The organism is Arthrobacter sp. KNU-44, assembly GCF_051843155.1.
Lineage (GTDB): Bacteria > Actinomycetota > Actinomycetes > Actinomycetales > Micrococcaceae > Arthrobacter.
In genome coordinates this window covers 121,779-142,695 of the sequence record NZ_JBPXNG010000001.1, presented here as the reverse complement: position 1 = coordinate 142,695, position 20,917 = coordinate 121,779, and the positions used below count along the sequence as shown (strand labels likewise).

The 20,917-nt window shown below is 60.4% G+C and carries 18 protein-coding genes; 9 read left to right on the top strand and 9 right to left on the bottom strand.

Features of this window, described 5'->3' with window-relative positions; translation table 11 throughout:
- Positions 1-45: 45 nt before the first annotated feature.
- Positions 46-1,401, bottom strand: coding sequence for a M20/M25/M40 family metallo-hydrolase (locus tag ACSVHC_RS00615; RefSeq protein WP_439180331.1), 1,356 nt, complete (start codon positions 1,399-1,401; stop codon positions 46-48).
- 66 nt (positions 1,402-1,467) lie between these two features.
- On the opposite strand from ACSVHC_RS00615, the gene ACSVHC_RS00610 reads away from it, so the two are divergent.
- The 5 genes from ACSVHC_RS00610 to ACSVHC_RS00590 all read left to right on the top strand — a co-directional run bounded on the left by ACSVHC_RS00610 (position 1,468) and on the right by ACSVHC_RS00590 (position 6,727).
- Positions 1,468-2,007, top strand: coding sequence for a helix-turn-helix domain-containing protein (locus ACSVHC_RS00610; RefSeq protein WP_439180330.1), 540 nt, complete (start codon positions 1,468-1,470; stop codon positions 2,005-2,007).
- Between the two features lie 767 nt (positions 2,008-2,774).
- Positions 2,775-4,541, top strand: a complete 1,767-nt coding sequence (locus ACSVHC_RS00605) for an amidohydrolase (RefSeq protein ID WP_439180329.1) — start codon at positions 2,775-2,777, stop codon at positions 4,539-4,541.
- Positions 4,542-5,171: 630 nt separating this feature from the next.
- Positions 5,172-5,459 (top strand): hypothetical protein, encoded by a 288-nt coding sequence (locus ACSVHC_RS00600; protein WP_439180328.1) that lies wholly within the window; start codon positions 5,172-5,174, stop codon positions 5,457-5,459.
- 255 nt (positions 5,460-5,714) lie between these two features.
- Positions 5,715-6,425, top strand: a complete 711-nt coding sequence (locus ACSVHC_RS00595; RefSeq protein ID WP_439180327.1) for a hypothetical protein — start codon at positions 5,715-5,717, stop codon at positions 6,423-6,425.
- Between the two features lie 74 nt (positions 6,426-6,499).
- Complete coding sequence (locus ACSVHC_RS00590; protein WP_439180326.1) at positions 6,500-6,727, top strand: hypothetical protein; 228 nt, start codon at positions 6,500-6,502, stop codon at positions 6,725-6,727.
- A gap of 539 nt (positions 6,728-7,266) precedes the next feature.
- On the opposite strand, the gene ACSVHC_RS00585 is transcribed toward ACSVHC_RS00590, so the two are convergent.
- Entirely contained in the window at positions 7,267-8,280 is a 1,014-nt protein-coding gene (locus ACSVHC_RS00585) for an Lrp/AsnC family transcriptional regulator (protein WP_439180325.1), read from the bottom strand.
- Positions 8,281-8,487: 207 nt separating this feature from the next.
- On the bottom strand, positions 8,488-9,696 hold the full coding sequence (locus ACSVHC_RS00580; protein WP_439180324.1) for a dipeptidase: 1,209 nt from the start codon (positions 9,694-9,696) through the stop codon (positions 8,488-8,490).
- A 325-nt stretch (positions 9,697-10,021) separates the two neighbouring features.
- Here ACSVHC_RS00580 and ACSVHC_RS00575 point away from each other — a divergent pair, with 325 nt between their 5' ends.
- Positions 10,022-11,701, top strand: coding sequence for an amidohydrolase (locus ACSVHC_RS00575; RefSeq protein WP_439180323.1), 1,680 nt, complete (start codon positions 10,022-10,024; stop codon positions 11,699-11,701).
- A 137-nt stretch (positions 11,702-11,838) separates the two neighbouring features.
- Here the strand turns inward: ACSVHC_RS00575 and ACSVHC_RS00570 are convergent, their stop codons facing one another.
- Positions 11,839-12,882: a LacI family DNA-binding transcriptional regulator gene (locus ACSVHC_RS00570; protein WP_439180322.1), complete on the bottom strand. Its 1,044-nt coding sequence runs from the start codon at positions 12,880-12,882 to the stop codon at positions 11,839-11,841.
- A 218-nt stretch (positions 12,883-13,100) separates the two neighbouring features.
- Here ACSVHC_RS00570 and ACSVHC_RS00565 point away from each other — a divergent pair, with 218 nt between their 5' ends.
- Complete coding sequence (locus ACSVHC_RS00565; RefSeq protein WP_439180321.1) at positions 13,101-14,636, top strand: APC family permease; 1,536 nt, start codon at positions 13,101-13,103, stop codon at positions 14,634-14,636.
- A gap of 622 nt (positions 14,637-15,258) precedes the next feature.
- Here ACSVHC_RS00565 and ACSVHC_RS00560 read toward each other — a convergent pair.
- The 5 genes from ACSVHC_RS00560 to ACSVHC_RS00540 form a co-directional block, all read right to left on the bottom strand.
- A complete protein-coding gene (locus ACSVHC_RS00560) occupies positions 15,259-17,007 on the bottom strand; it encodes a putative bifunctional diguanylate cyclase/phosphodiesterase (protein WP_439180319.1) in 1,749 nt (582 codons plus the stop codon).
- A gap of 120 nt (positions 17,008-17,127) precedes the next feature.
- Positions 17,128-17,682, bottom strand: a complete 555-nt coding sequence (locus ACSVHC_RS00555) for a helix-turn-helix transcriptional regulator (RefSeq protein WP_439180388.1) — start codon at positions 17,680-17,682, stop codon at positions 17,128-17,130.
- Positions 17,683-17,791: 109 nt separating this feature from the next.
- Positions 17,792-17,929 (bottom strand): hypothetical protein, encoded by a 138-nt coding sequence (locus ACSVHC_RS00550; RefSeq protein WP_439180318.1) that lies wholly within the window; start codon positions 17,927-17,929, stop codon positions 17,792-17,794.
- Between the two features lie 50 nt (positions 17,930-17,979).
- The gene (locus ACSVHC_RS00545) at positions 17,980-18,405 is read right to left on the bottom strand and encodes a hypothetical protein (RefSeq protein WP_439180317.1); all 426 of its coding nucleotides are present in this window, start codon (positions 18,403-18,405) and stop codon (positions 17,980-17,982) included.
- Between the two features lie 106 nt (positions 18,406-18,511).
- Positions 18,512-18,784: a hypothetical protein gene (locus ACSVHC_RS00540; RefSeq protein ID WP_439180316.1), complete on the bottom strand. Its 273-nt coding sequence runs from the start codon at positions 18,782-18,784 to the stop codon at positions 18,512-18,514.
- Positions 18,785-19,165: 381 nt separating this feature from the next.
- Here ACSVHC_RS00540 and ACSVHC_RS00535 point away from each other — a divergent pair, with 381 nt between their 5' ends.
- Complete coding sequence (locus ACSVHC_RS00535) at positions 19,166-19,858, top strand: hypothetical protein (RefSeq protein ID WP_439180315.1); 693 nt, start codon at positions 19,166-19,168, stop codon at positions 19,856-19,858.
- A 215-nt stretch (positions 19,859-20,073) separates the two neighbouring features.
- Positions 20,074-20,883 carry a carbon-nitrogen hydrolase family protein gene (locus tag ACSVHC_RS00530; RefSeq protein ID WP_439180314.1) on the top strand — a complete coding sequence of 270 codons (810 nt, stop codon included), beginning with the start codon at positions 20,074-20,076 and terminating at the stop codon, positions 20,881-20,883.
- Positions 20,884-20,917 lie beyond the last annotated feature (34 nt).

Below are 20,917 nucleotides of genomic sequence, written 5' to 3'. Positions count from 1 at the left end.
ATGCGTGGCCGACCGGCACAAGAGCGATGACCCTTATTGGTGAACTTACCGCCGGCCCAGACTCAGCAGAGTGCTCGCTGCAGTCACGATGCCCTCATGAAAGCGATAAAGCTCAAAGTTCTCGTTGGGTCCGTGATTGTGTTCGTCGACGTTCGCTAGTGGAATCCCGTAGCACGGTAGACCGAGGCCGTCCGACAATGCTGCAATGGGCAGGCTTCCGCCTAGCGCCGGCACGAGCAGTGCTGGTTTCCCGGCGGCAGAGCTGACCCCGCGGACAACCGCGTCGGCGAAAGGCGCGTCCGGCAGTGTACGCGAAGGAGCCATCGTGGCTTTGAACTGGAGCTGAGCATGTGGCAGATGCTTGTCAACGTGCTTGCGAACCGCCTCAAGGACGGTATCGACCTGTTGCCCGCACGCCAACCGCATGTCGCAACGGGCAACAGCAACCGACGGGATCACCGATCGGTGGTCGTCACCATCCGAGCATGACAATGAGTTGATAGTGAATGTCGGCAGGGCGAGGCGCTCGTTGAAGCCAACTTCGTTGGGATCGCCTGTTGGAGAAACATCGATCTGCTGGAGACCCACGCTTGCAAGGACGGCTGGCACATCCACAGGCAACGCCGCTAACGCATCGCGCTCCCCCGCGGTTAAGGGCTTGACACCCGAATCGTAGCCGTCTATGAGGATTCTTCCGTCTGGCGCGCGCATCGTTGAAAGCAACCACACCAACTGCCATGCAGGATTCGGAGCAATGTTGCCCCAGTTGCCGGAGTGCAACGCAGCGTCCGCACCGCGGACGGTAATCTCGAAGCTCACCGCGCCACGCACCCCAAGAGTCACAGTCGGCTCGTAGCTATCGTGAACTGGCCCGTCGCTCCAAACGACAACGTCGGCATTGAGATCGTTCCGCATCGAGGCAAGTGTCTTGGCGAGGTTTGGGCTCCCAATCTCCTCTTCGCCGTCGAGCACGACCGTCACGGAACATGGCAGCTCACCATAACAATCCTGCAGTGCGCGAAGCGCAAGCACTTGGGCAAAATGTTGTCCCTTGTTGTCACCTGTCCCGCGTCCGAACATCCGCCCATCCCGTATAGCGGCTTCAAACGGTGGACTTTGCCAGTCCTCGAGAGGTCCAGGCGGTTGCACGTCGTAATGGCCGTAGATCACCACGTGCGGACTCCCGTCCGGACCGGACTTGTGGCCGGTAACCAGAGGAATGCCACCGGTATCCACAACTCGGGTCGTCAGCCCACTCCTGAGCAGCAGGATTTCGGCATGCTCAGCCGCTGCCGACATGCCCTCCCCCGTCGCGCTGACGCTGGGCACGGCGATCCACTCCGCCAGTTCCTGCTCATGCCGCCGCCGATGCTGGTCGACATAGTTTCTGATCACATCCATGACGCTCCAATTGATTTCAAATATTGATATCGATATCAATTATGCAAATCGGCTACAATGTTGTCAATGGATAAGCCAACGCAACGTCAGCCAACGACGCCAGAAGATTTGCGCGCCCTTACGCACCCCTTGAGCTGGCGGATTCTGCGACTGTGCCTGGATGAGGCATGGACCAACCAGCAGCTTGCCGAACGGCTGGGCGTCGCACCGGCCACGTTGTTGCGAAGAGTTCGGGCACTCAATGACGCCGGGTTTCTTATTTCAGAACCGCCAAGGCAGGGTGCGCAAGGCGCGTGGGAGCGGCCTTATCGAGCGACCGGACACACATGGCGACTTGAGATCAACCCTCAAGGCGACCGCTATCTAAGTGCTGGGGTCGAACGTGCGATTATTGAGGCCCATGTGGCTGAGATCCAGGAGACCGATCCCTTGGCCCAACAGCACACACGGCGGGCCGTCCTGCGCCTGGATGAGCGAGCGCGAGCCGAACTTGATGCCAGAGCGGACGCACTTCTCGATGAGTTCGCAGCACGCGCCACACCTGACGGGCATCCCGTAGCCATCCTGTGGAGCACCGTCGACCGGCAGGAAGACCAGAACATCTGATTCCCGAAGGACTCAATCTGTACCGATTGGGCCCTTGCTGACGCCCCTCCCACCGGGAAGGGGGCGTCCATACACCGTAGTGAAGGTGTTTTAGATTAGTGGTTACCACTCACGCTAACGACTGAGAAATATTCATGCTTGTCCGTCGGGCCGATGTGGGTGGAGAGATCCTTGTCTAGCGGTTCCTGGAGGGTCATCCGCTGGCCCCTGTGGCCAAGAAGAATGGTTTCCAGCGCGCCCGCCGATGGTTAAAACGCTACGCGGAGCACGGTTGGGGCGGGATGATCCTTCTTCCATCCTGACCCGATCGTCGCAGCGAGCGTGGAGCACCATGATTGCCCGGTACGACCGTCCGAGCGCCGCCGGGTCTCGACCTGCACGATTTCCCGGACCATCTCCAGGGTGTCGCGCTTGCGAGGACTGAGATCGATCAGCAGCGAACGCACCTGCGCCAGCAGCGCCACCGAGAACGGTCGGGGAACTGCTTCACATCGACGTCAAGAAGCTCGGGAAATCCCACAAGGCGGCGGCTTACGCGTCCACTGCCGCAGCGAGGCCGTGGCGGGGCTCGCCAGTGATCTGCAAAGTGAGGAACCGGCGATCGCGGATCAAGGGGTCGACATTCCAATTGACCGGATATAACATCATTTCATGTTGTGAAATTGATTCTGCAAACCGCGATCGGCTCGTGCAAAGTGCCCCGCGCGCCGGAATCTTCCGACGGTGCGCAGGGAGTCAAACGCTGAGGGGCGATCGAACACTCAGTCTTGGACCGTGACACCGCAAGAGTTCATGATTCAGACGGGCCAATTGCTGCAGAAAAACCAGAACACTGCCATTCAACATTCCCCGCCCGCCCGCAGTCAGAGAGAGACATGAGCATGGACCCCGATCATCGCCCCTTCCGCACACACTATCGCAACGCCACGGTCTTTACCGCTACGGACGTCGGCCTCGCTGAATCCGTCGTCGTTGAGGGCGATCGGCTTGCATGGGTCGGTGACACTGCCACGGCCGAGCGGATGGCAGGACCCGACGCCCTCGTGATCGATCTGGATGGCGCTTTCGTGTCGCCTGGCCTTATCGACGCCCATACTCATCTCCTGATGCTTGGTCAGGCTCTTCAGAAGATAGATCTCCTCGATGCCGCAAATTTGGCCGAGATTCAGCAACGACTCCTCTTGGGACGCAGGGAGAAGCCACAGGCGAAGCGGATTCTCGGGCGTAGTTGGTTGTTCAGCCAAATACCAGATGGCGCTCCCACGCACCGGATGATCGATGAGGTCATTGTTGATATCCCGGTCTACCTGTACGCAAATGACTTCCACTCCGTTTGGGTAAACTCGGCAGCAATCGCTGAGCTTGGTATCACACGGGACACTCCTGACCCGTTGGGCGGCCGGATCGGCCGAGATCCCCAAACCGGCGAACCAAATGGCATGATCTACGAGGCCGCAGCTGCACATTTTGTTCGCCCGGTCCTGGCCGGACTCGTCACGGACACCGAACGAGACGAGGCCCTGCAGCGTGCCTTCGATTGCTATCTGAGCGCGGGTGTTACCGGTGCCGTAGACATGGCTGTCAGCGACCATGAGCTTCAGGCGCTGCAGCGGGCTCTCTTGGCCAGCAACGGGAAACTCCCTATTCGGGTAGTCGGGCATTGGCGCGTAAGCAACTGCAACTCTGTTGCTGAGAACATGCGCCAAGTGGAGGAAGCCGCCCGATTGAGCCAATCTGTATGTTCGCCATGGCTGCGGATCGCGGGCATAAAGATTGTCATTGACGGCGTAATCGATGCGTGCACGGCGACGATGAAAGAACCGTACGCGGACGGATCGAACGCCAAACCGATTTGGAACCTTGAATCTCTGATTCCTGTTGTGACCGCGGCTGACTCCGCTGGCCTCCAAATCGCAATGCATGCCATCGGCGACGAAGCTTCCGAAATTGCACTCACCGCGTTGGAACATGCCTATCGCGCGAATGGGGCTCGCCCCCGCCGCCACCGGATCGAACACCTGGAAACGGTCAGCCGTCAAAACGTGGCACGCTTAGCCCGTCTCGGCATAGTTGCGTCCATGCAACCAGTGCACTCGGATCCCGCAATCCAAGACAATTGGCGCGCCATGCTCGGCGATGATCGAGTCGAACGCGGCTACCCGTGGTCCGAGTTCGCCGAAGCGGGAGCACAGCTGGCTTTTGGCACTGATGCACCTACCGCGCCGTTCTCCGCTTTGGCTAACTTATATGTCGCGTCGACGCGCAGATCTGCTCTCGCTCCATACCTTGCCCCGAATGTGCCGGCACTTGCGTTGTCCCTTGAAGAGGCTCTTACATTCGCAACGAGCGGTGCGGCATGGTCCTGCGGCGCCGAAAAGGATCTCGGACGCCTGGAAATCGGCTTACTAGCGGACTTTACCGTGCTTGATACGAATCCGTTCAAAGATGGACCGGAATCCCTTCTTACGGCACGAGTACTCCGCACGGTCGTTGGTGGAGAAACATCCTATCTAGCAGGACCGGAGGTATCGTAACGGGCCGAGACAAGCCTTCCACGGATGGGCTGCGATCAAGTGAAATATCCGACACTAGAGGTTTTTTCGCGCACCGTATCCGCGGAACCCGGGTCGCGGCCGTTTTCCGTAAAGGCCAGCGGCTTCCACCGGGGTCTGGTGATGTTGGGGTTGCTCGCGGCAACCGCCGCTGTCCTCGTTCAATACGCGCCGATCAGATCACGCCCGCTGTGGCGTTACCCAAGGCGTGGCCCATACCGGCTCGCAGGGCCGCGAGCCCTTCGTCTGAAGGACACCACGCTAAAAGTCGATGAGCCCTCGTACCGCTATCAACGGTCGGCCGTAACGACCAGTGCTTGCAGCTTGTCCTTTCCGAAGCCGCGACGCGGCAGCGTTCCTGGCCCCATCGAACACATTTCCCTAAGGACAGGGTACAAGCATGGATCACCGGCACCCGGTCCTGGAAGACACCGGTCAGGACCCGAAGGCCATCCGGGAGACTCAAACCGCCGCCGGCCGCGCCGCTCGTGCACGGCCGTTGTCGGCATTTCCCTCGCGGCCGGTCTTAGCCCGGCCTCGGCAGATACTTTCAACTCCACGGTTTCCGGTGCGAGCCTGACGGCGACCACCGCGGCTCCGACATTGTCCGCAGTGACCTTGAACGGCACCAGCACGCAGACGTCCACGGGCACTGCCCGCGGCACCGGCGCGGCCTGGACCGTTTCGGCCAGCGCCGCGGACTTCACCAGCGCCGCCGGCACCACCGAAACCGTTGTCCGCACGATCAGCGCCCCGAACCTGACCATCACTCCCGGTGCGGTCACCGCCGCCGCGGGCGCCGACGTAGTCACCGGCATCACCGCGGACCCTCTGGTCATGTACACGTCCTCCCAGGCGTTGATCTCTCTGCCGGTCCGCACAAAGGAACGTACAACGTGACGCCGTCCTTCAGCCTGGCGATCCCGGCGAACGCCTACCGCTCCAACTACACCACCGGCTCCAGCGGCGCCCTGAACGCCTACATCTCCACCCTCACCTACACCATCGCCTGACAAACGCTCAACCGTTGCTGTGCCCGTGTCCTGCGCCCGTTTCCGGGAAGATCAGGTCAGGGGCGCGGCGACACCCCCCGCCGTAACCGCCCCCCGGTCCTGGGCTTTGCTGCCTAGGCCGTTTGGTTGAAGGATTCCTGTCTTGTCCGTGCAATCTTTCCTTACCCGCGGCCGCCAGCCCGTACGCATGATCCTCGCCCTGGTCCTGCTGCTTCTGGCCATATTCGCGGCCTCAGGGCAGGCCTTCGCGGTCGACGACGGCACCGTCGGTATCCGTCCGGCGCATGAATCAGACTTCTTCCATATTTCCCTGTACCCGGGGGCTGCCGTCGACGCCGAAGCGGTTGTTGCCAACCACAGCCCGACTCCGGTGACTCTCCTGAACTATCCGGTGGACGGTCAGACCACGCCCCAGGGCGGCTTCGCCCTCGCCTCCCGGACCGACGAGCAGAAAGGGATCGGCGCCTGGGTGCACCTGAACGCCGACCGCCTCACCATCCCGGCCAACTCGGAGACCATAGTTGCCTTCCGCCTCACTATGCCGCCCGGCACCCAGCCCGGGGATTACGCCGACGGCTTGATCATCCAAAGCCCGCCCGTGCAGAGAAAGACATCCACCGACAACGGCGACACCGCGGTCCGCATTGACGTGGTCCAACGCCAAGGCGTCCGCATCTACCTAAACGTTGCCGGGACCGCCGTCAAAAACCTCGCCCACGGGGACCTGGCATGGGAGCAGAAAGAGGACTCTCTTGTATTCACTCTGCCTCTGCACAATAAGGGAAATACCATCCTGCACCCGACCGCCGATTTGAATCTCACCGGCTGGCCGATCACGGACACTACCGTGTAGTTCGACACCCGGAGAGCCTGCTGCCCGGGAGCAGCGTCGACCTGCACGCCACCGCGCCCAAGACATCCCTGGCCATGAACGCGGAGGCAGAAGTTCAACTAAGTTCCGAAGCGGGTGCCGCGCCAGCGACCTCTCATGTTTTTTATGCCCCCTGGCTCCTTCTCAGCATCGGGCTCCCGGTCCTCGCCCCGGCCTCCTACGGCGCGTGGCGAGCTGGCCGCTTCATCCGCCGCTCCCGCGTGGCCCTCGCCCAAACCGTCGTCGCCGAGGCGCCCGACGGCCGCCACGCCCACGACCCCTAATCGGTTGCGGCCGGGCTATTCAACTGTCCCGGAACTAGCACCACCGCTTAGGACAGCGACTTGGCCCACACAGAGTACGGACGGCGCGTGGTGACCGAGCCTGGGAGGGTGTGGTCGGGGACGGCGTTCGCCATCTCAACGCGCCGCGGCCAAGTCCAAGGACCGGTCGCCTCCAATGTACCCAATGGTGTTGTTCGTCTGCGCGCAGAACGCCAGTCGGTCGCAGATGACTCTGCCAGAGTGTCTAGAATTGCTTCGGTCTGGGCGACGACATCGAGTCCGCGGTTGAGTTGCCGGTCTTCGTATCAGTTGAGCCTGTGCCTGTTCGTGTTGCCCGAACTTGCCGGAATGGGGCTTGCCCCGGTGACGGCTGCGAAGGTCGCTTCCGAACAGACTCGGCCGTGGTGTGAGCGGATCCTCCGCATTACAACGGTCGTCTACCACGGGGGCGGAACTCCGCAAGGGCCTCGGAGCGGCAATCCAACATGCCGTAGCACAACTCAGCGGTTCCGGTTGAGGGGATCCGGTTGCACCGCTTCCTACGCGTTTAGGGCCACCTGGGCTCGCCACCAAGGCGTCTCGACGAAACCCCGTTTCGAGGACAACAGCTCCATTGCAGCACTCCACGATTGGACGCCGTCCAACACGGACAGGGTGGAGGTGATGAAATCGTAGAGATCTGCTGTCGACGCTGAAATGACTTCGCACACCAAGGAATTTTCATCAAGCGTCGCTGCCACATACCGCACGGCCGGGTACTGGGAGAGTTCGCGCGCGACCGCCTTTAGACGTATAGGTTCGACTTTCACAATAAGCAGTGTTTCTGCGCACAAACCGAGTGCTGGAGCAGGCACAAGAGTGAAGATCTCGATGCAGCCACTGGTCCGCAGCTTCTCGAATCGTCGACGTACGCTGCTCTCATTCATTCCGAGACTGTCAGCCACGGTCTGGAACGTGCTCCGACCGTCATCCTGGAGAGCAGTCAGAATCTCCCAATCTGCCCTATCGAAGTGCTGCGGATTGCAAGGTTCGGAGTCAATTTGAAGAAGGGGGTCGGGCTGCTGCTCCGGTAGTTCCCGCATATCGGCGAAGACTTGGCGGCCCCAGTCATGACTGACCTTGTAGACGTGGAGGACCAGATCGCCTCGCCATCGTTCGATTCCCTCGATTGACTGCAGCTGTTGAATGAGCTGAGGGTAGTGAGTTGCTCCACCGCGAACAACCAGCTCGGCCAAAATGTCGAAAGGTCCCGTAACCAGAGTTACAAAGCGCACGTCTTCGTGGGCAACTAATGCCTGTAATACCGTCAGTTGAGTCCCAGGTTTGCAGTGGATGCGAATCAGGAAGGAATCCGCCTGTCCGGTGCTGCCCTGAGCCGGCACTATGGCAACCCGAACGATACCGTCGGCAATTAGTTGCTGTCCCCGACGTGCCACTGTGGCGACGGAACTCTTCACGGTCTCCGCGATGGCCGTCCAACTGGCTCGACCGTCGCGTTGCAATGCGACGATTATGCGACGGTCAAGCTCGTCAAGTTCGTCGAGGGCCTTCATCCGTGATCCCCGAGCCAGTCAGAATTCCCGAGAATTTCCCGGTTGGATCCTCTGTCCGTCGCTGACCGGGGATCCTCATTCTCGATTCCCATCGGAGGCCTGGGCTGCCTAAGTTTGGCGACGTTCGAATTAGGAGTCATCTCGGGGCGTTTTCTCCCGAACGCCTGGACTGAGCCGGGGCAGCGGCGAAGACTCTATGTATTGTCATTATTCCCAAACTTCCTTCAACACTCGGAGAGTGTTCCCGCCAACGACAGCCCGGATTTCGTCATCCGAGTAATCATATTTTACAAGCCAACCAATGATGTTATAAAAAGCCTCGGCCGGATTTTCGAGACCGTCGACGTAGGCCATTTTGTCGTGGTCTATATCGCCGTTGGTCTGCACAAGCGAAAGATTTGATGACAAGGTGTCGTGCAGACTCACGTGGTCGCCAAACAAGGTGTCTGGCCCGAAGCTGACGTGTTCGATTCCGACCAGATCTACACAATATGTAAAGTGATCCATAACGGACTCGAGCGAATGCCACGGGTGTGTTCGCGATAGCGTGGTGTGCGGAGCCGCCTCGATTCCGATTACACCACCTCGCGTTGCGCATTCCACAATCGTCTCGTCCGTCTTCATACGCTTGGTCGGCCAGACCGAACGGGCTCCCGCGTGTGTGATAAAGACAGGAACTTTTGAAGCCCTGATGACGTCCAGCGATGTCCGGTCTCCACTGTGTGAGATGTCGATCGCAATGCCGAGCTTGTTCATACGATCAACCGCACGTTCCCCAAAATAGGTGAGGCCTCCGTCTCCGCGTTCCTTTAAGCCACCGCCGAGCATGTTGGCCTCGGAGTAAGCGATACCCATCTGTCGCACTCCAAATCCATAGAGCACATCCAGGCGATCCACCTCATTCTCGATCATCGTGGCAGCTTCGAGTGCGAAGATGTGAGCCAAACGGCCAGTCAATGCGGCGTACTCGATGTCCTTTATAGACTCGGCCTTGATGACGAAATCCTGATGCGCCAAGTCCGCCATACGAACACCCAGGTCGAAAAGCACGTCCTGGTATTTCCAGCCGGCCTCGCTGCTGATACAACAGGCCCCGTCCATCCCGTTGTCGAAAACTGCGGTCAACCCTGAACGGGACAGGCCAGCGTAGGCAGTTGCCTCGCGACCCTGACGGATGTAGCCGGGCAATTCCGTCATGTCGTCCGGAAAGACCTGAACATGATCGTGGAGCGAGATCACCGTTTCCTCTTCGAGCAGCCTCTTCGTACGTTCGGACTGCGAGGTGCTGAGATCTAGCCCACCATAAGCCGGCACACGATTTATTTGCTTCGCGTACTTAAACGCGCGGTAATCCTTACCGGCTTCAAGGTAAGCGTAAGCGGTATACCCGGTGTAGCGCTTCGCGGGATTGAGCAAGTTCGTCTCCTATGCACTGCGGGGAAGATGAGAGGCCACGTCGACGCCCTAGAACGCGACAAGCACAGATCCTGCCAAGAGTGGGCTAATCTGTCAATATTTTGGGATAAATCGGCGCAAACAACCATTCGTATGCAGATTATCGGTACACGGCTGGGACGGCCCTAGACATACTTGATGGCCTCAGCTAACCTCTTGCGAACTGCAGAATCGATTCCGCTGACGATCAAGACTTGCCCCTCGGTTCCGGATCGCTCCTTCCCGGACCCCTGTTCTTTTCACCCCCCTGACCCCTTTGAAGCCCGATCTGTAACAGGAGAATGACATGACCAAGAACCAGAACACTGCCGATATTCGCACCCTCTATCGCAATGCCACCATCTTCACCGCTTCAGAGACAGGAACCGCCGAGGCCTTAGTCGTAGAGGGTGATCGTCTTGCATGGGTTGGCGACGCGGCCACAGCCGAACGGATGGCCGGAACGGATGCCGAGGTGATCGACTTGGGCGGCGCTTTTGTACTTCCGGGTTTCATTGATGCCCATACCCACTTACTGTTGATGGGTCAGGGTCTTCAGAAAATAGATCTCCTCGACTGCGTGGACCTGGCCGGAATTCAGCAGCGGATCTTATCGGAGCGAGAACAAGCACCACACGCGGAGCGAATTTTCGGGCGCGGCTGGCTCTATGACCAGATACCGGGAGGTTCCCCGACGTGCGAGATGATCGACAAGGTTGTCGCCGACATCCCCGTATACCTTGACGCCAACGACTTTCACTCCATGTGGGTCAACTCGGCGGCACTTACTGAATTGGGCATCACGAAGGAGACCCCCGATCCGATGGGGGGCAGGATCGGCAGAGACACTGGAACGGGCGAGCCGAATGGCATGCTCCATGAGACCGCGGCGGACCGCTTCGCGCGCGACACCCTGGCCGGCGTGACCACGGATGCCGAGCGGGACGAGGCCCTGCAGCGAACCTTCACTTCGTATCTGGCCTCCGGCGTGACCGGAGGCATAGACCTTGCGGTGGACGAACTCGAGCTGCAGGCGCTCCAGCGCGCATATGTAGCGGGCGGGGACACTCTGCCGATTCGCGTCGTCGGGCACTGGTTCGTGAATCGCACCGACTCCGTTGAAGAAAACCTGCGCCAGGTACAGGACGCCGAACAACTTAGCAGGTCCGTATGCTCACCATGGCTGCGTATCGCTGGCATCAAGATCGTCATTGACGGTGTCATCGACGACTGCACGGCCACGATGGCGAAGCCCTACGCCGATGGCTCGACAGCGGAACCAATGTGGGACCTTGAAGCCCTCATCCCCGTCGTGACGGCGGCAGATGCCGCCGGACTCCAGATCGCCCTTCACGCCATCGGCGACGAAGCCTCCGACATCGCGCTGGCCGCGCTCGAGCACGCCTACCGGAGCAACGGGGCGCGTCCGCGCCGCCACCGCATCGAACACCTCGAAACCATCAGCAACGACAATGTCCAGCGCCTAGCCCAGCTTGGCATCATTGCCTCGATGCAGCCCGTTCACTCCGACCCCGCCATCCAAGACAACTGGCGCGCAATGCTGGGCGACGACCGTGTGGAGCGCGGCTATCCCTGGGCCGAGTTCGCCGAGGCTGGAGCCCGGTTGGCGTTCGGCACCGATGCGCCAACCGCGCCATACTCCGCCCTAGCTAACATGTACGTTGCCACTACCCGCCGCTCGGCCCTGGATTCATCTCTTCCCCCTAACGTTCCAGCACTGGCGGTCTCTCTCAACGACGCACTCACCCATGCAACACGCGACGCCGCGTGGTCTTGCGGCGCGGAAAACGATCTCGGACGACTGGAAACCGGCCTCCTGGCCGACTTCACAGTCCTCGATACGAACCCATTCACAAACGGCACGGAATCCCTTCTCACCACCCGCGTGATACGAACAGTCGTCGGCGGCAACACAGCCTACCTCGCCGAAACCTTAGCAATCGGCTGTGCGGAACCAAACGGGTGACCTGGAAGCATAGCGTGGGCGCACCTTGGGGCTGAGTTGCACATGAAACACTTCCCTCGGGCTCCGCGCCGGTGAAGGCTTTCCGCGTCAACCAACAGTCCGGAACCGGCCTGCAACCAGACTTGAGCGCGGGGTATTCAGATGGGGCGACGCGTTCTTGTATCAACGGGTAACCGGCCTGTGGTTGACTCCCGGATGCGCAGATTCGTTTCCTGGAAACTGGCCACCGGTGGTTCAAATGCCGTTTGCCCTTCCCCACCAAGAATTGACAGGAGGATTTCGGCACACTTACTTCCATGATCTCGCGGATGAAGATCAATGGCCGTTATCGATGGTGTGAACATCTTCATCGGAGCGCTATCGACATAAGAGGCGATAAGGATCCCTTCGCCAGGTACTAGGCCGTGCTGAACCACTATGGCGAGCACACCGAGGCAGGCTCCGTCGGGCGCACAAATTATGGCATCAGGATAATTTGCCGACGAAAGGACCCTCTCTGCTGCGTCCTTGATTGTATCGGCCGTGCTTACAAAGGGAGCGTTGGTGATGTCCGGTTCAACCCCGTGCTGTCGGCACCAAGCGTCGTAAGCCGTTCTTACCTGACGGGCCCAGGCTGAGGTTGGTGGAGGCACTATTAGGGCCGGTCGTTTCGATCCTTGAGCGACGAGGTGATCCAATAGCTCAATAGTTGCCGCGATATGGTCCACAGCAACCACTCCAGCCGGCGGGGGCATGGATGACGGGGATAGTTCTCCGCTCACGACGGGTGTGGAACCCTTGAGTAATTCCTCGACAAAAGGGTCGTCGTCCACGGCGTCGATAATTACATATCCATCGACGCTGTCGCTCCCGTAAAGCTCCTTGTTACGTTTTGGCGTTACGAGCAGCACGGAGATTCCGCGTCGTTGCGCCGCGTCAACAACTCCAAACGCAAAATCCATGTAGTAGGCATGACCAGTAACTTCCACTGGCAGATAGAGGCCGATCGCTCCGGTTTGCCGCCTGCGGAGATTTTGCGCAACAGGGTTGGCGATGTAACCCAATTCGGCAGCGACCCGCTGCACTTTTGCTCGTGTTTGATCTGAGACACGCCCTTTTCCCCGAAGGGCCACGGACGCGACCGTGCGGGAGACACCGGCACGTGCCGCGACGTCAATCAGGCGTACGCGCGGTTTGTCCATGTGGTGAGGCTATCACTCGCACAGAGTGAACCGTTGGGTACCTTCTCGTGCTGTTTGGCCCCGTGAACCGCATATTTATCAGCCAGAACGCTTGACAGAATGTGACGCATCTCATAGCTTCTAGACCGTGCGGAATCGATTCTGCACCAGTCGCGCGATCGTCCTTTTTCTGTAATCGATCCATTCCATTGAAAGTTGACCTTTGAAAGGGGTGGCCCATGTCCACCGAAAAAACCGCCTTTCCCGAGACCCGGCAATCTGCCGTCGGCCTCAAACAAGGGGCTCTAGGTGCAACAAGTATTGCTTTCCTCGTCATTGCAGCAGCTGCTCCACTCACGGTCATGGCCGGAGTCGCGCCCTTGTCAATCGCTATTGGGGGAATCGGCGCACCCGTGGCCTATCTCGGTGCCGGAATTGTCTTCGCCGTTTTTGCAGTCGGTTTTGTCGCCATGGTGAAGCAGACAGGTGGCGGAGGCGCTTTCTACTCCTACATCACCCTCGGTCTTGGCCGCAAGATCGGTCTTGCCTCCGGATTCTTGGCCTTGCTGGCCTACAACGGACTGCAGATCGGCTTCTATGGGCTACTTGCCACTCAAATCCAGGCTGCGATAATCAACTTCACTGGTGTCAATATCCCATGGCCTGTTATTGGCGTTGCCTCCGCCCTTCTTGTGTGGCTCATTGGACGGCGCGGGATCGAACTGGGAGCAAATCTGCTGGGAGTACTTCTCATCGCCGAAACGGCAATCCTGCTCCTCTTGGCAATAGCGGTAGTGGCGCAGGGAGGCGCAAGCGGTCTCCACGCCGGATCCTTCTCCCCCGGCGCAGTATTCTCTCCGGGGATGGGTGCCGTTCTCGCAATCGGTCTTGGTGCATTCGCGGGCTTTGAATCCACGGCTCTGTATCGCAGTGAAGCCCGCAATCCAAATCGGACCATTCCTCGCGCGACCTACTGGGCGGTAGGCTTCATGGCTGTCTTCTACTGCTTCATCGTTTGGGCTGCGATACAGGCGTTTGGAGAAGCGGCGGCGCAACAGGAAGCAAGCAAAGATGTTGCCGGGCTCTTTTTCCAGGCCATTGATATGTACGTCGGGCCTTGGGCCGGAACTGTGATGTACGTCCTCGTTATCACAAGTGCATTCGCTTCCCAGATCGCGTTCCACAATGCCATCAACCGATACACCTACACACTCGCAAACGACAGCCTTCTCCCCAAGAGGTTGGGAACCGCTCACCCGAAATTTTCCTCCCCCGCGGCGGCCGGTTCGCTCCAAAGCATCCTGGCAATCTTCTTCATCGTCGCATTCGCCGTTGCAGGAGCGGATCCTTACTTTCAGTTTCTTGTTTGGGTCAATACTCCTGGGGGCATCGGTATCATCCTCCTTCAGCTACTCATGTCGGCCGCGGTTGTGTCCTTTTTCGTCCGTCGGAAGCGGGCCCCCGGATCCCTCATTCCGGCTGTCTTCGGCGTGATCTCCACTGTGCTGCTTTCGGTCGCTCTGACAACCCTGATTGTGAACCTCGGAAATCTGACCAATACGACAGGAGAAGTCAACGCCATCCTGGTCGGTATTGTCCCCACCGTCCTGATCGCCGGCATCGTGACCGCGTTTATCCTCAAGGCTCGGAGACCCCACGTCTACCAAGGTATCGGGGGAACCATGGGGGATGGAACTCACGCCGAAGTCTCCGAACCGGAACCGGGGGAGGTGTCCGATTTCAACAAATCACTTCAGACGGAAAGGAGCGAATGAGGAAAATTCCAGCAGGCAGACCCATATAACTTTGTCGACCAGTAATGCGGGGATCTTGGCAAGGTTTCGGTAAAAATTCACTCATCTAGCCAAGGAAGCCGCGCCAAACTTTGGTAATCCCTGACGGACACCGCTGTCCAGTCAGGGATTACCAAAAGCCGAACATTTCATGTCGGTGACTTTGGCATTGTGGTCGATGTGATTCCGGCGACAGTGAACGAGCCGCTCCACTTTCGGACCTGGCCAGGGGCTTGAAACCGCCAAAACGAAGCTGCGATCTGACGGCCATTTGCGGCCGTTTCTATGCGATCTCGGCGTTGAACGGACGAGCCCGACTCTCGCGGAACGTCGATCCCGGCCGATCCGGTCTCGGACAGGATAGTTTTCATCTGGGTGCCGTTCCGGGTCCGGCTACATCATGTTTTCCCGATCCAGGGGCTCGTCCATCTCTGCTTCCAGTGTGGTCTCCAGAACGTTCTTCGTCAGAACCGGTTCAACAGCGGGTCCGAGCTAACGAGCTAGATCCCCCCGCCCCTTGGCCTGGGCCAGATGGGCAGTGTCTCATGAGCGGTTCTGACCGCCCGGCTTAGCCCGGCGTGACAGTTCAGCCGCGAATCCGCAGTTATTCAGACACTCCCGGAGTGTCCCGAGCGAATTCTTTGATGCGTTGTTCGGCGTGGTGCTCGGCGGCAGGAAGTCCTTCGGCAGCCACGGGCGGTGAGAAGAAGTAGCCCTGGAGGGAGTCGCAGCCGAGGCGGAGCAGGTGGAGGGCCTGTTCGGGGGTTTCCACGCCTTCCCCGGTGATGAGGAGTCCCAGGTTGTGGGCCATGGTGGTAATGGAGGCGAGGATGGGCAGGGTCTCCTCCCCTGTGATGATGCCCGAGACGAAGGACCGGTCGATTTTGAGGATGTCCACGGGAAGGTCCTGGAGGCGGCCGAGGGAGGAGTAACCGGTCCCGAAGTCATCCAATGCGACCCGGATGCCACGGTCGCGCAGCAGCGAAAGTTGCGCGGTGACGTGCGATACCGGGTCCAGAAAAACGCTTTCGGTGACTTCCAGGATCAGCTGGTCCCCTCTGATTCCTGAGGCGGTCAGGGTTTCCAAGACGGTGCGGGCGTAGCCTGGCTCCCGCAGCTGCACCGCCGAGACGTTCACGGCGACGCAGTGTTCCGGGTCTTGCTTGAGCCACGACCGCAGCTGTGTGCAGGACCGGGTCAGGACTTCCTGGCCGATCGCGTTTATCAGCCCGGTGCTCTCCGCAGCCGGGATGAAGTCCGATGGCGGGACGAGCCCGCCGGGCCGTTCCCAGCGGACGAGCGCCTCGATTTGGGTGACCGTGGCCCTGGCCGCACTGACGACGGGCTGGTAATGCACGGCGATCTCTCCCCGTTTGACCGCGGTCCGGAGACCGGTTTCCAAATCATTGCGGGCCAGCAGGGCACTCATCATCTCCGGGACAAATTGAAGGTAACGGTTCTTTCCGGCCGACTTCGCCGCATACATGGCAATGTCGGCCCGCCGCAGTAGGTCGGTGGCATCCAGCACGGCGTCGGTGCTGGTAAGGCCGAGGCTGACCCCGGGGTGGAGTTCACGATCAAGCAGGGTGAACGGGACATTCAATGCGGCCACGACACCGGCGGCCACGGCGGCGGGGTCGGCCGTGTGGGTCAGGAGGATGACGAATTCGTCCCCGCCGAGCCGGGCTACGGTATCGGCCGGCCCCACGCACCTGCGCAGCCGACGACCGACCTCGATGAGCATTTCGTCCCCGGCCTGATGGCCCAGAATGTCATTGACTTCCTTGAAATCATCCAGGTCCAAGAGCAGCACATGGATCCCCGCCCGGTCCACGGTAGTCAAAGCGTCTTCAAGCCGGTCACGGAACAAGGCACGGTTGGCGAGCCCCGTAAGGTGATCCCGGAAAGCAAGACGCTTAAGCTCTTCGGCATGACGGGCCAGATCCGCCAGGGCCTGCATCCGGGCGGTGATGTCTCGGAAGCTCCACACCCGCCCGACAATGGTCTCGGCGACCCGCTGGGGCCTGGAGTACCGTTCAAACGTCCGGCCGTCGCGGAAATGCAACAGATCCAGGCTCGCGGCCCCTGGATCAGCGTAAAGGTCTTGGACTTTTGCCACGAACGCTTCCGGGTCCGTGAGCTGGTCCAGGACGAAGCCCACGACTTTCCCGTCATCACCGGAGGCCAGCAGATCCGCCGGGATGCCCCACATGGTCGCGAACCGTTCGTTGGATCCGGTGATCCTTCCGTCAGCGGTCACCACCAGGATCCCGTCGGCGGTGGACTCGAGAGTCGCCGTGACCAGCGCGAGTGCTTCGTGCAGGGCCTTGTCGCTGGAATTTCGTTCGGTCATTTCAGGGATCCACTCCACGCTGTAGGACGGTGGCGGCCAACCAGGCCCACGGCTGGCGTCTCCGGTACCGGGCGCCCCCACCAGATTGTGGGGGTGCCAATTAGGCCCCCGCAACTCGGCTTAGGCTGCGGGGTCATCGATGTCCGCCACGGATATCTTGGTCACTCCTTGAACGAGGTTCAGCACGACAACGGAATTCTTTTTAAAGGAAGCAACCAACTTGCCTAGTGTTCGCCGGCCGTTCTCGGCTTGGCCAATTACGTCGATGCCGTCCTCACCTGACAGGTACGCGGCCAGCCCGCGTCGCACGACAGCGTGGTCATCGACGATGAATACCTTGATAACCCCGGCCTCCTTGTTCATTTTTTTCTGCTTCGGGATGCCTATGCTGGCGGGGATGCTTAGCTGAATTGTGGTGCCTTCCCCGGCAGCGGTATGGAGTTCGAAGTACGCCTCGATTACATCGGCCCTCTCGTGCATGGTTTCCATGCCCAGATGACCGGGGCGCAGCACCGAGGGGTCAAAGCCCCTTCCGTTGTCCGCGACGGTGATGACAACCGTGTCCTGCAGGTCGGTCACCGTGATATCAATGGCTTGGGCTTGCGAGTGCTTGACCGCATTGTTGAGCGCTTCCATGACGGCCCGATAAGCGTTTTCTTCGGCGAATGAGTCCAGCGGCAGCCGTTCGCCGGGACCGTTGACATTGATGCGGATCCCGCTACGGGCGGATAGGGCTGCTGCCTGGCGGGTAAGGGCAACGACGAGTCCAGCATCCTGGAGAGACTCAGGACGAAGTCACCAGATTCGGTGCACAGATGTAGCGCATCTGGTCATCGCAGACCACTACCCCGTCGGCCGCGTTTTCCAGAACGGCGAGGGCGATAGAGGGATCCAGCCCCGGATTCCCGCGACGGTCAGTCATGACTTTATTATGCGGCAGGGGTGGGTTGGCAGACATTGATTCCGACGGACTCATTGGGCGTCCTCTCCGGGGTCCCGCCGGTAGAGCACCCTCATCCAACGGGGACCGGTTCCGCGTCCTCCGGGACTGTCGAGATCCTCATAGCTGACAGGGGTAAATCCCATCCGATTGAGATCCTGCAGATCCTGCAGATCCTGCGAAACGATGCTGTCCTCCACTATGCCGGTGTTGCCAGGTTGAGGGGCGATGACCAGCAGAAGGCCCCCCGGGGCCACGGTGTCCGCCAACGCCCTTAGCGCATCCCTACCCAGGACCACTTGCTTGCCGCAGGGATAGGGAACAACCCCTGCCGTGAGAAGCGGGGCCGACATGCCTCGCGCCTGGTACCTGTCCGACCTGCCCTCCCCCGCCGGCACCTTCGCCAGGACGGCCGCGTCCTGCCCGGCCCCGGCAAAGAGGACTATGTTGCCGGTCAATCCCGGGGAGGCGTTCTCGAGCCACTCCTCCCACAAAGGATTAGGGCGTACAGAACGCTCGTCAGCCGGGACGTGCTGATTGCGTGTATGTGCGTGTCGCATTGGGCTATGGACGCACGGGGGCGGGTCCCCACAACCGGGTCGCGACTGCATCCGCTCCCACGTTCCCCAATATGAGCCCGAAGACCAGGGCCGGCACGGCCATCCAGTCGGACAACAAACCGGAAGCGCCGATGCCGGCAACCACGGCAACGAGGACGATGGCGTTGATCACGCCCGCGCCGAAAGCGGTGGCGCCGGGGCTCCTGCGGCGGACCCAGTCCACGGGCAGGCCAATCAAGGCAGCTGCGAAAGTACCGGCAAGAAAAGCGAAAAGCATGACGGGATGTCCTTTCATCTCAGAAGGCCAAAACCCCGGGAATCGGTTCCCGGCAAGCCCCTATATCCACTACATGCCATCCACTACACGCTATCCACAGACGGCCCACATCGGAGGATCAGCCGGTCCTCACTCTGCCGAATGACGCACGATCCACGGATCCGGCACCGAGGCAGGCCGCGACATACGTCATTCCGCCGGTGATCCCTCGTCGCAACCGCCACCAAGAGGCAGGGCAAAGAGCCGATGCGAGGCAGCGCCAACCTTGGAAAACTCATTACGTGGTCCTCAACGGCCCCGTCCCCGAAAGGACGAAGGCCCCCCATCCAGGCCGTTGGGGGCCACAAAGCAACCGTTCCCCGACCCGTCAAAGGATTTACCATGTACGCAGCAGCACACACCGCCATCGCCCTCGCGGGCAAACGCCGGGTCCCGGCAGCCTCGCTGCTTGGGCTCATGGTCTCCGCCCAAGCCACCGAACTCCTTTGGATAGGCCTCAGCTACGCCGGCATCGAGCATTCCGAAGTCGACGCTTCCGGCACCCTGCATCTTGAATACCTGCCGTACTCCCACTCCGTTCTCATCGGCCTGGGCCTGGGCGTCCTGCTCTGGGCACTCCTGCGCTGGGGCTTCCACAAACCCGCCCTCGCCACCGTCTTCGGCCTCACCACAGCCAGCCACATCATCCTGGACATCATCCAGCACGAACCCAACATCCGCCTCGTGCCCTGGCTGGACAACCCCACCTTGGGACTGAACCTCGCAGCAAACCCCTGGCTCGATTTCGCCGTTGAAACCGCCCTCTGCATCGCCTGCTGGGCCTACTACAAAGGCACCTGGAAACTGCTCACCGGCCTCGTCGTCCTCAACCTCACCAATCTACCCATGATGCTCGCCGGCGAAGGCAGCGCCCAGGCCATGGGCACCAGCCCCTACATCCTGCCCACAGTCATCCTCATGACCGTTCTCCTCGCCTGGATCGTCACCTACCAGCTCGCCAAAAAAGGCCCCCGTGCATCCAAACCGTCCGCGAACCCTCACGACCTCGACACCCACGCACCCACAACCCCCTAGAACAGACGCGCCTCCCAGCCGGCTTTCCCTCTCCCCTCGCCGAGCACCAGCCAACACCCGCAACAACAAGCAAACCGCAGCAAGCGTGTTCGGTCGACTAACAATCATGACCGCGCGCCACCGTCATACCTGCCGCAAATTGACGCTTCGACGTAATTCCGGGTGAACCTGCGCGCTACCCTTAACCACTGGCTCTCCGAAGGATTCCCCAACTCATGCCCATACCCGCAGACCGTCCTCAATTACCATGCAGCGAGCTTCCCATCGCAATTGTGCAGTATCAGGCCGTACCCGGAGGAGTGGTAGCCAACGTAGCCAGCCACGCGGAGCTGGCGACTGAGGCTGGGCGGCAAGGCGCCCGGCTGATCCTGTTTCCCGAGCTCTCTCTCACCGGATACGACCTGCAACTTCTGGACGAACCCGAAAGCTGGGTGACACAAACGGATGACAGGCTTGAACCACTGCGATCGGCCGCCAGACTAACCGGCGCCGTCATCGTCGTCGGAGGCGCCCTGCGGGATCGCGACGGCACGGGGCGGCTCGCCTCGATCGTCCTGGATCCGGGCAGCAGCCGTGACCGGCACGCATTCAAGACCCACCTCCATGACAAGGAACACGAATATTTCACCGCCGGAAACGGCGCCCTACTGATCGGAGTGAACGACTGGACAGTTGCACTCGCCATCTGCCTGGACGCCGCCCACCCCACCCATGCCGCTGAAGCGGCCGCCACGAACGCGCACGTGTACGCCCTGGCCGCACTCTACACCCACGGGCAAGAACGCCGGCTCGATCTGCACCTCGGCTCACGAGCCATGGACAACAGCCTCTACACAGCATTGGCCAACCATGCCGGCGCTGGAACCGACTGGACATCTTGCGGGGGAAGCGGAACCTGGGGACCGGACGGGACCCGCCGGACCGGTCATCAACCAACACGCGGTACGACGCAATGTCAAATAATTCTCGATGTCCTACCCGGAAGACTCCCGAATTCGGTTCTTTCCGGTACTGCTCCCTCATAGGGTGAGCGGCTACGCGAACGAGGTTGCGGAGATG

What these genes read in the sequence shown, in the direction of transcription:
- ACSVHC_RS00615 (WP_439180331.1), bottom strand. Translation starts at nt 1,401, where the DNA reads ATGGATGTGATCAGAAACTATGTCGACCAGCATCGGCGGCGGCATGAG.
- ACSVHC_RS00610 (WP_439180330.1), top strand. Translation starts at nt 1,468, where the DNA reads ATGGATAAGCCAACGCAACGTCAGCCAACGACGCCAGAAGATTTGCGC.
- ACSVHC_RS00590 (WP_439180326.1), top strand. Translation starts at nt 6,500, where the DNA reads ATGAACGCGGAGGCAGAAGTTCAACTAAGTTCCGAAGCGGGTGCCGCG.
- ACSVHC_RS00585 (WP_439180325.1), bottom strand. Translation starts at nt 8,280, where the DNA reads ATGAAGGCCCTCGACGAACTTGACGAGCTTGACCGTCGCATAATCGTC.
- ACSVHC_RS00575 (WP_439180323.1), top strand. Translation starts at nt 10,022, where the DNA reads ATGACCAAGAACCAGAACACTGCCGATATTCGCACCCTCTATCGCAAT.
- ACSVHC_RS00570 (WP_439180322.1), bottom strand. Translation starts at nt 12,882, where the DNA reads ATGGACAAACCGCGCGTACGCCTGATTGACGTCGCGGCACGTGCCGGT.
- ACSVHC_RS00565 (WP_439180321.1), top strand. Translation starts at nt 13,101, where the DNA reads ATGTCCACCGAAAAAACCGCCTTTCCCGAGACCCGGCAATCTGCCGTC.
- ACSVHC_RS00560 (WP_439180319.1), bottom strand. Translation starts at nt 17,007, where the DNA reads ATGACCGAACGAAATTCCAGCGACAAGGCCCTGCACGAAGCACTCGCG.
- ACSVHC_RS00550 (WP_439180318.1), bottom strand. Translation starts at nt 17,929, where the DNA reads ATGACTGACCGTCGCGGGAATCCGGGGCTGGATCCCTCTATCGCCCTC.
- ACSVHC_RS00540 (WP_439180316.1), bottom strand. Translation starts at nt 18,784, where the DNA reads ATGCTTTTCGCTTTTCTTGCCGGTACTTTCGCAGCTGCCTTGATTGGC.
- ACSVHC_RS00535 (WP_439180315.1), top strand. Translation starts at nt 19,166, where the DNA reads ATGTACGCAGCAGCACACACCGCCATCGCCCTCGCGGGCAAACGCCGG.
- ACSVHC_RS00530 (WP_439180314.1), top strand. Translation starts at nt 20,074, where the DNA reads ATGCCCATACCCGCAGACCGTCCTCAATTACCATGCAGCGAGCTTCCC.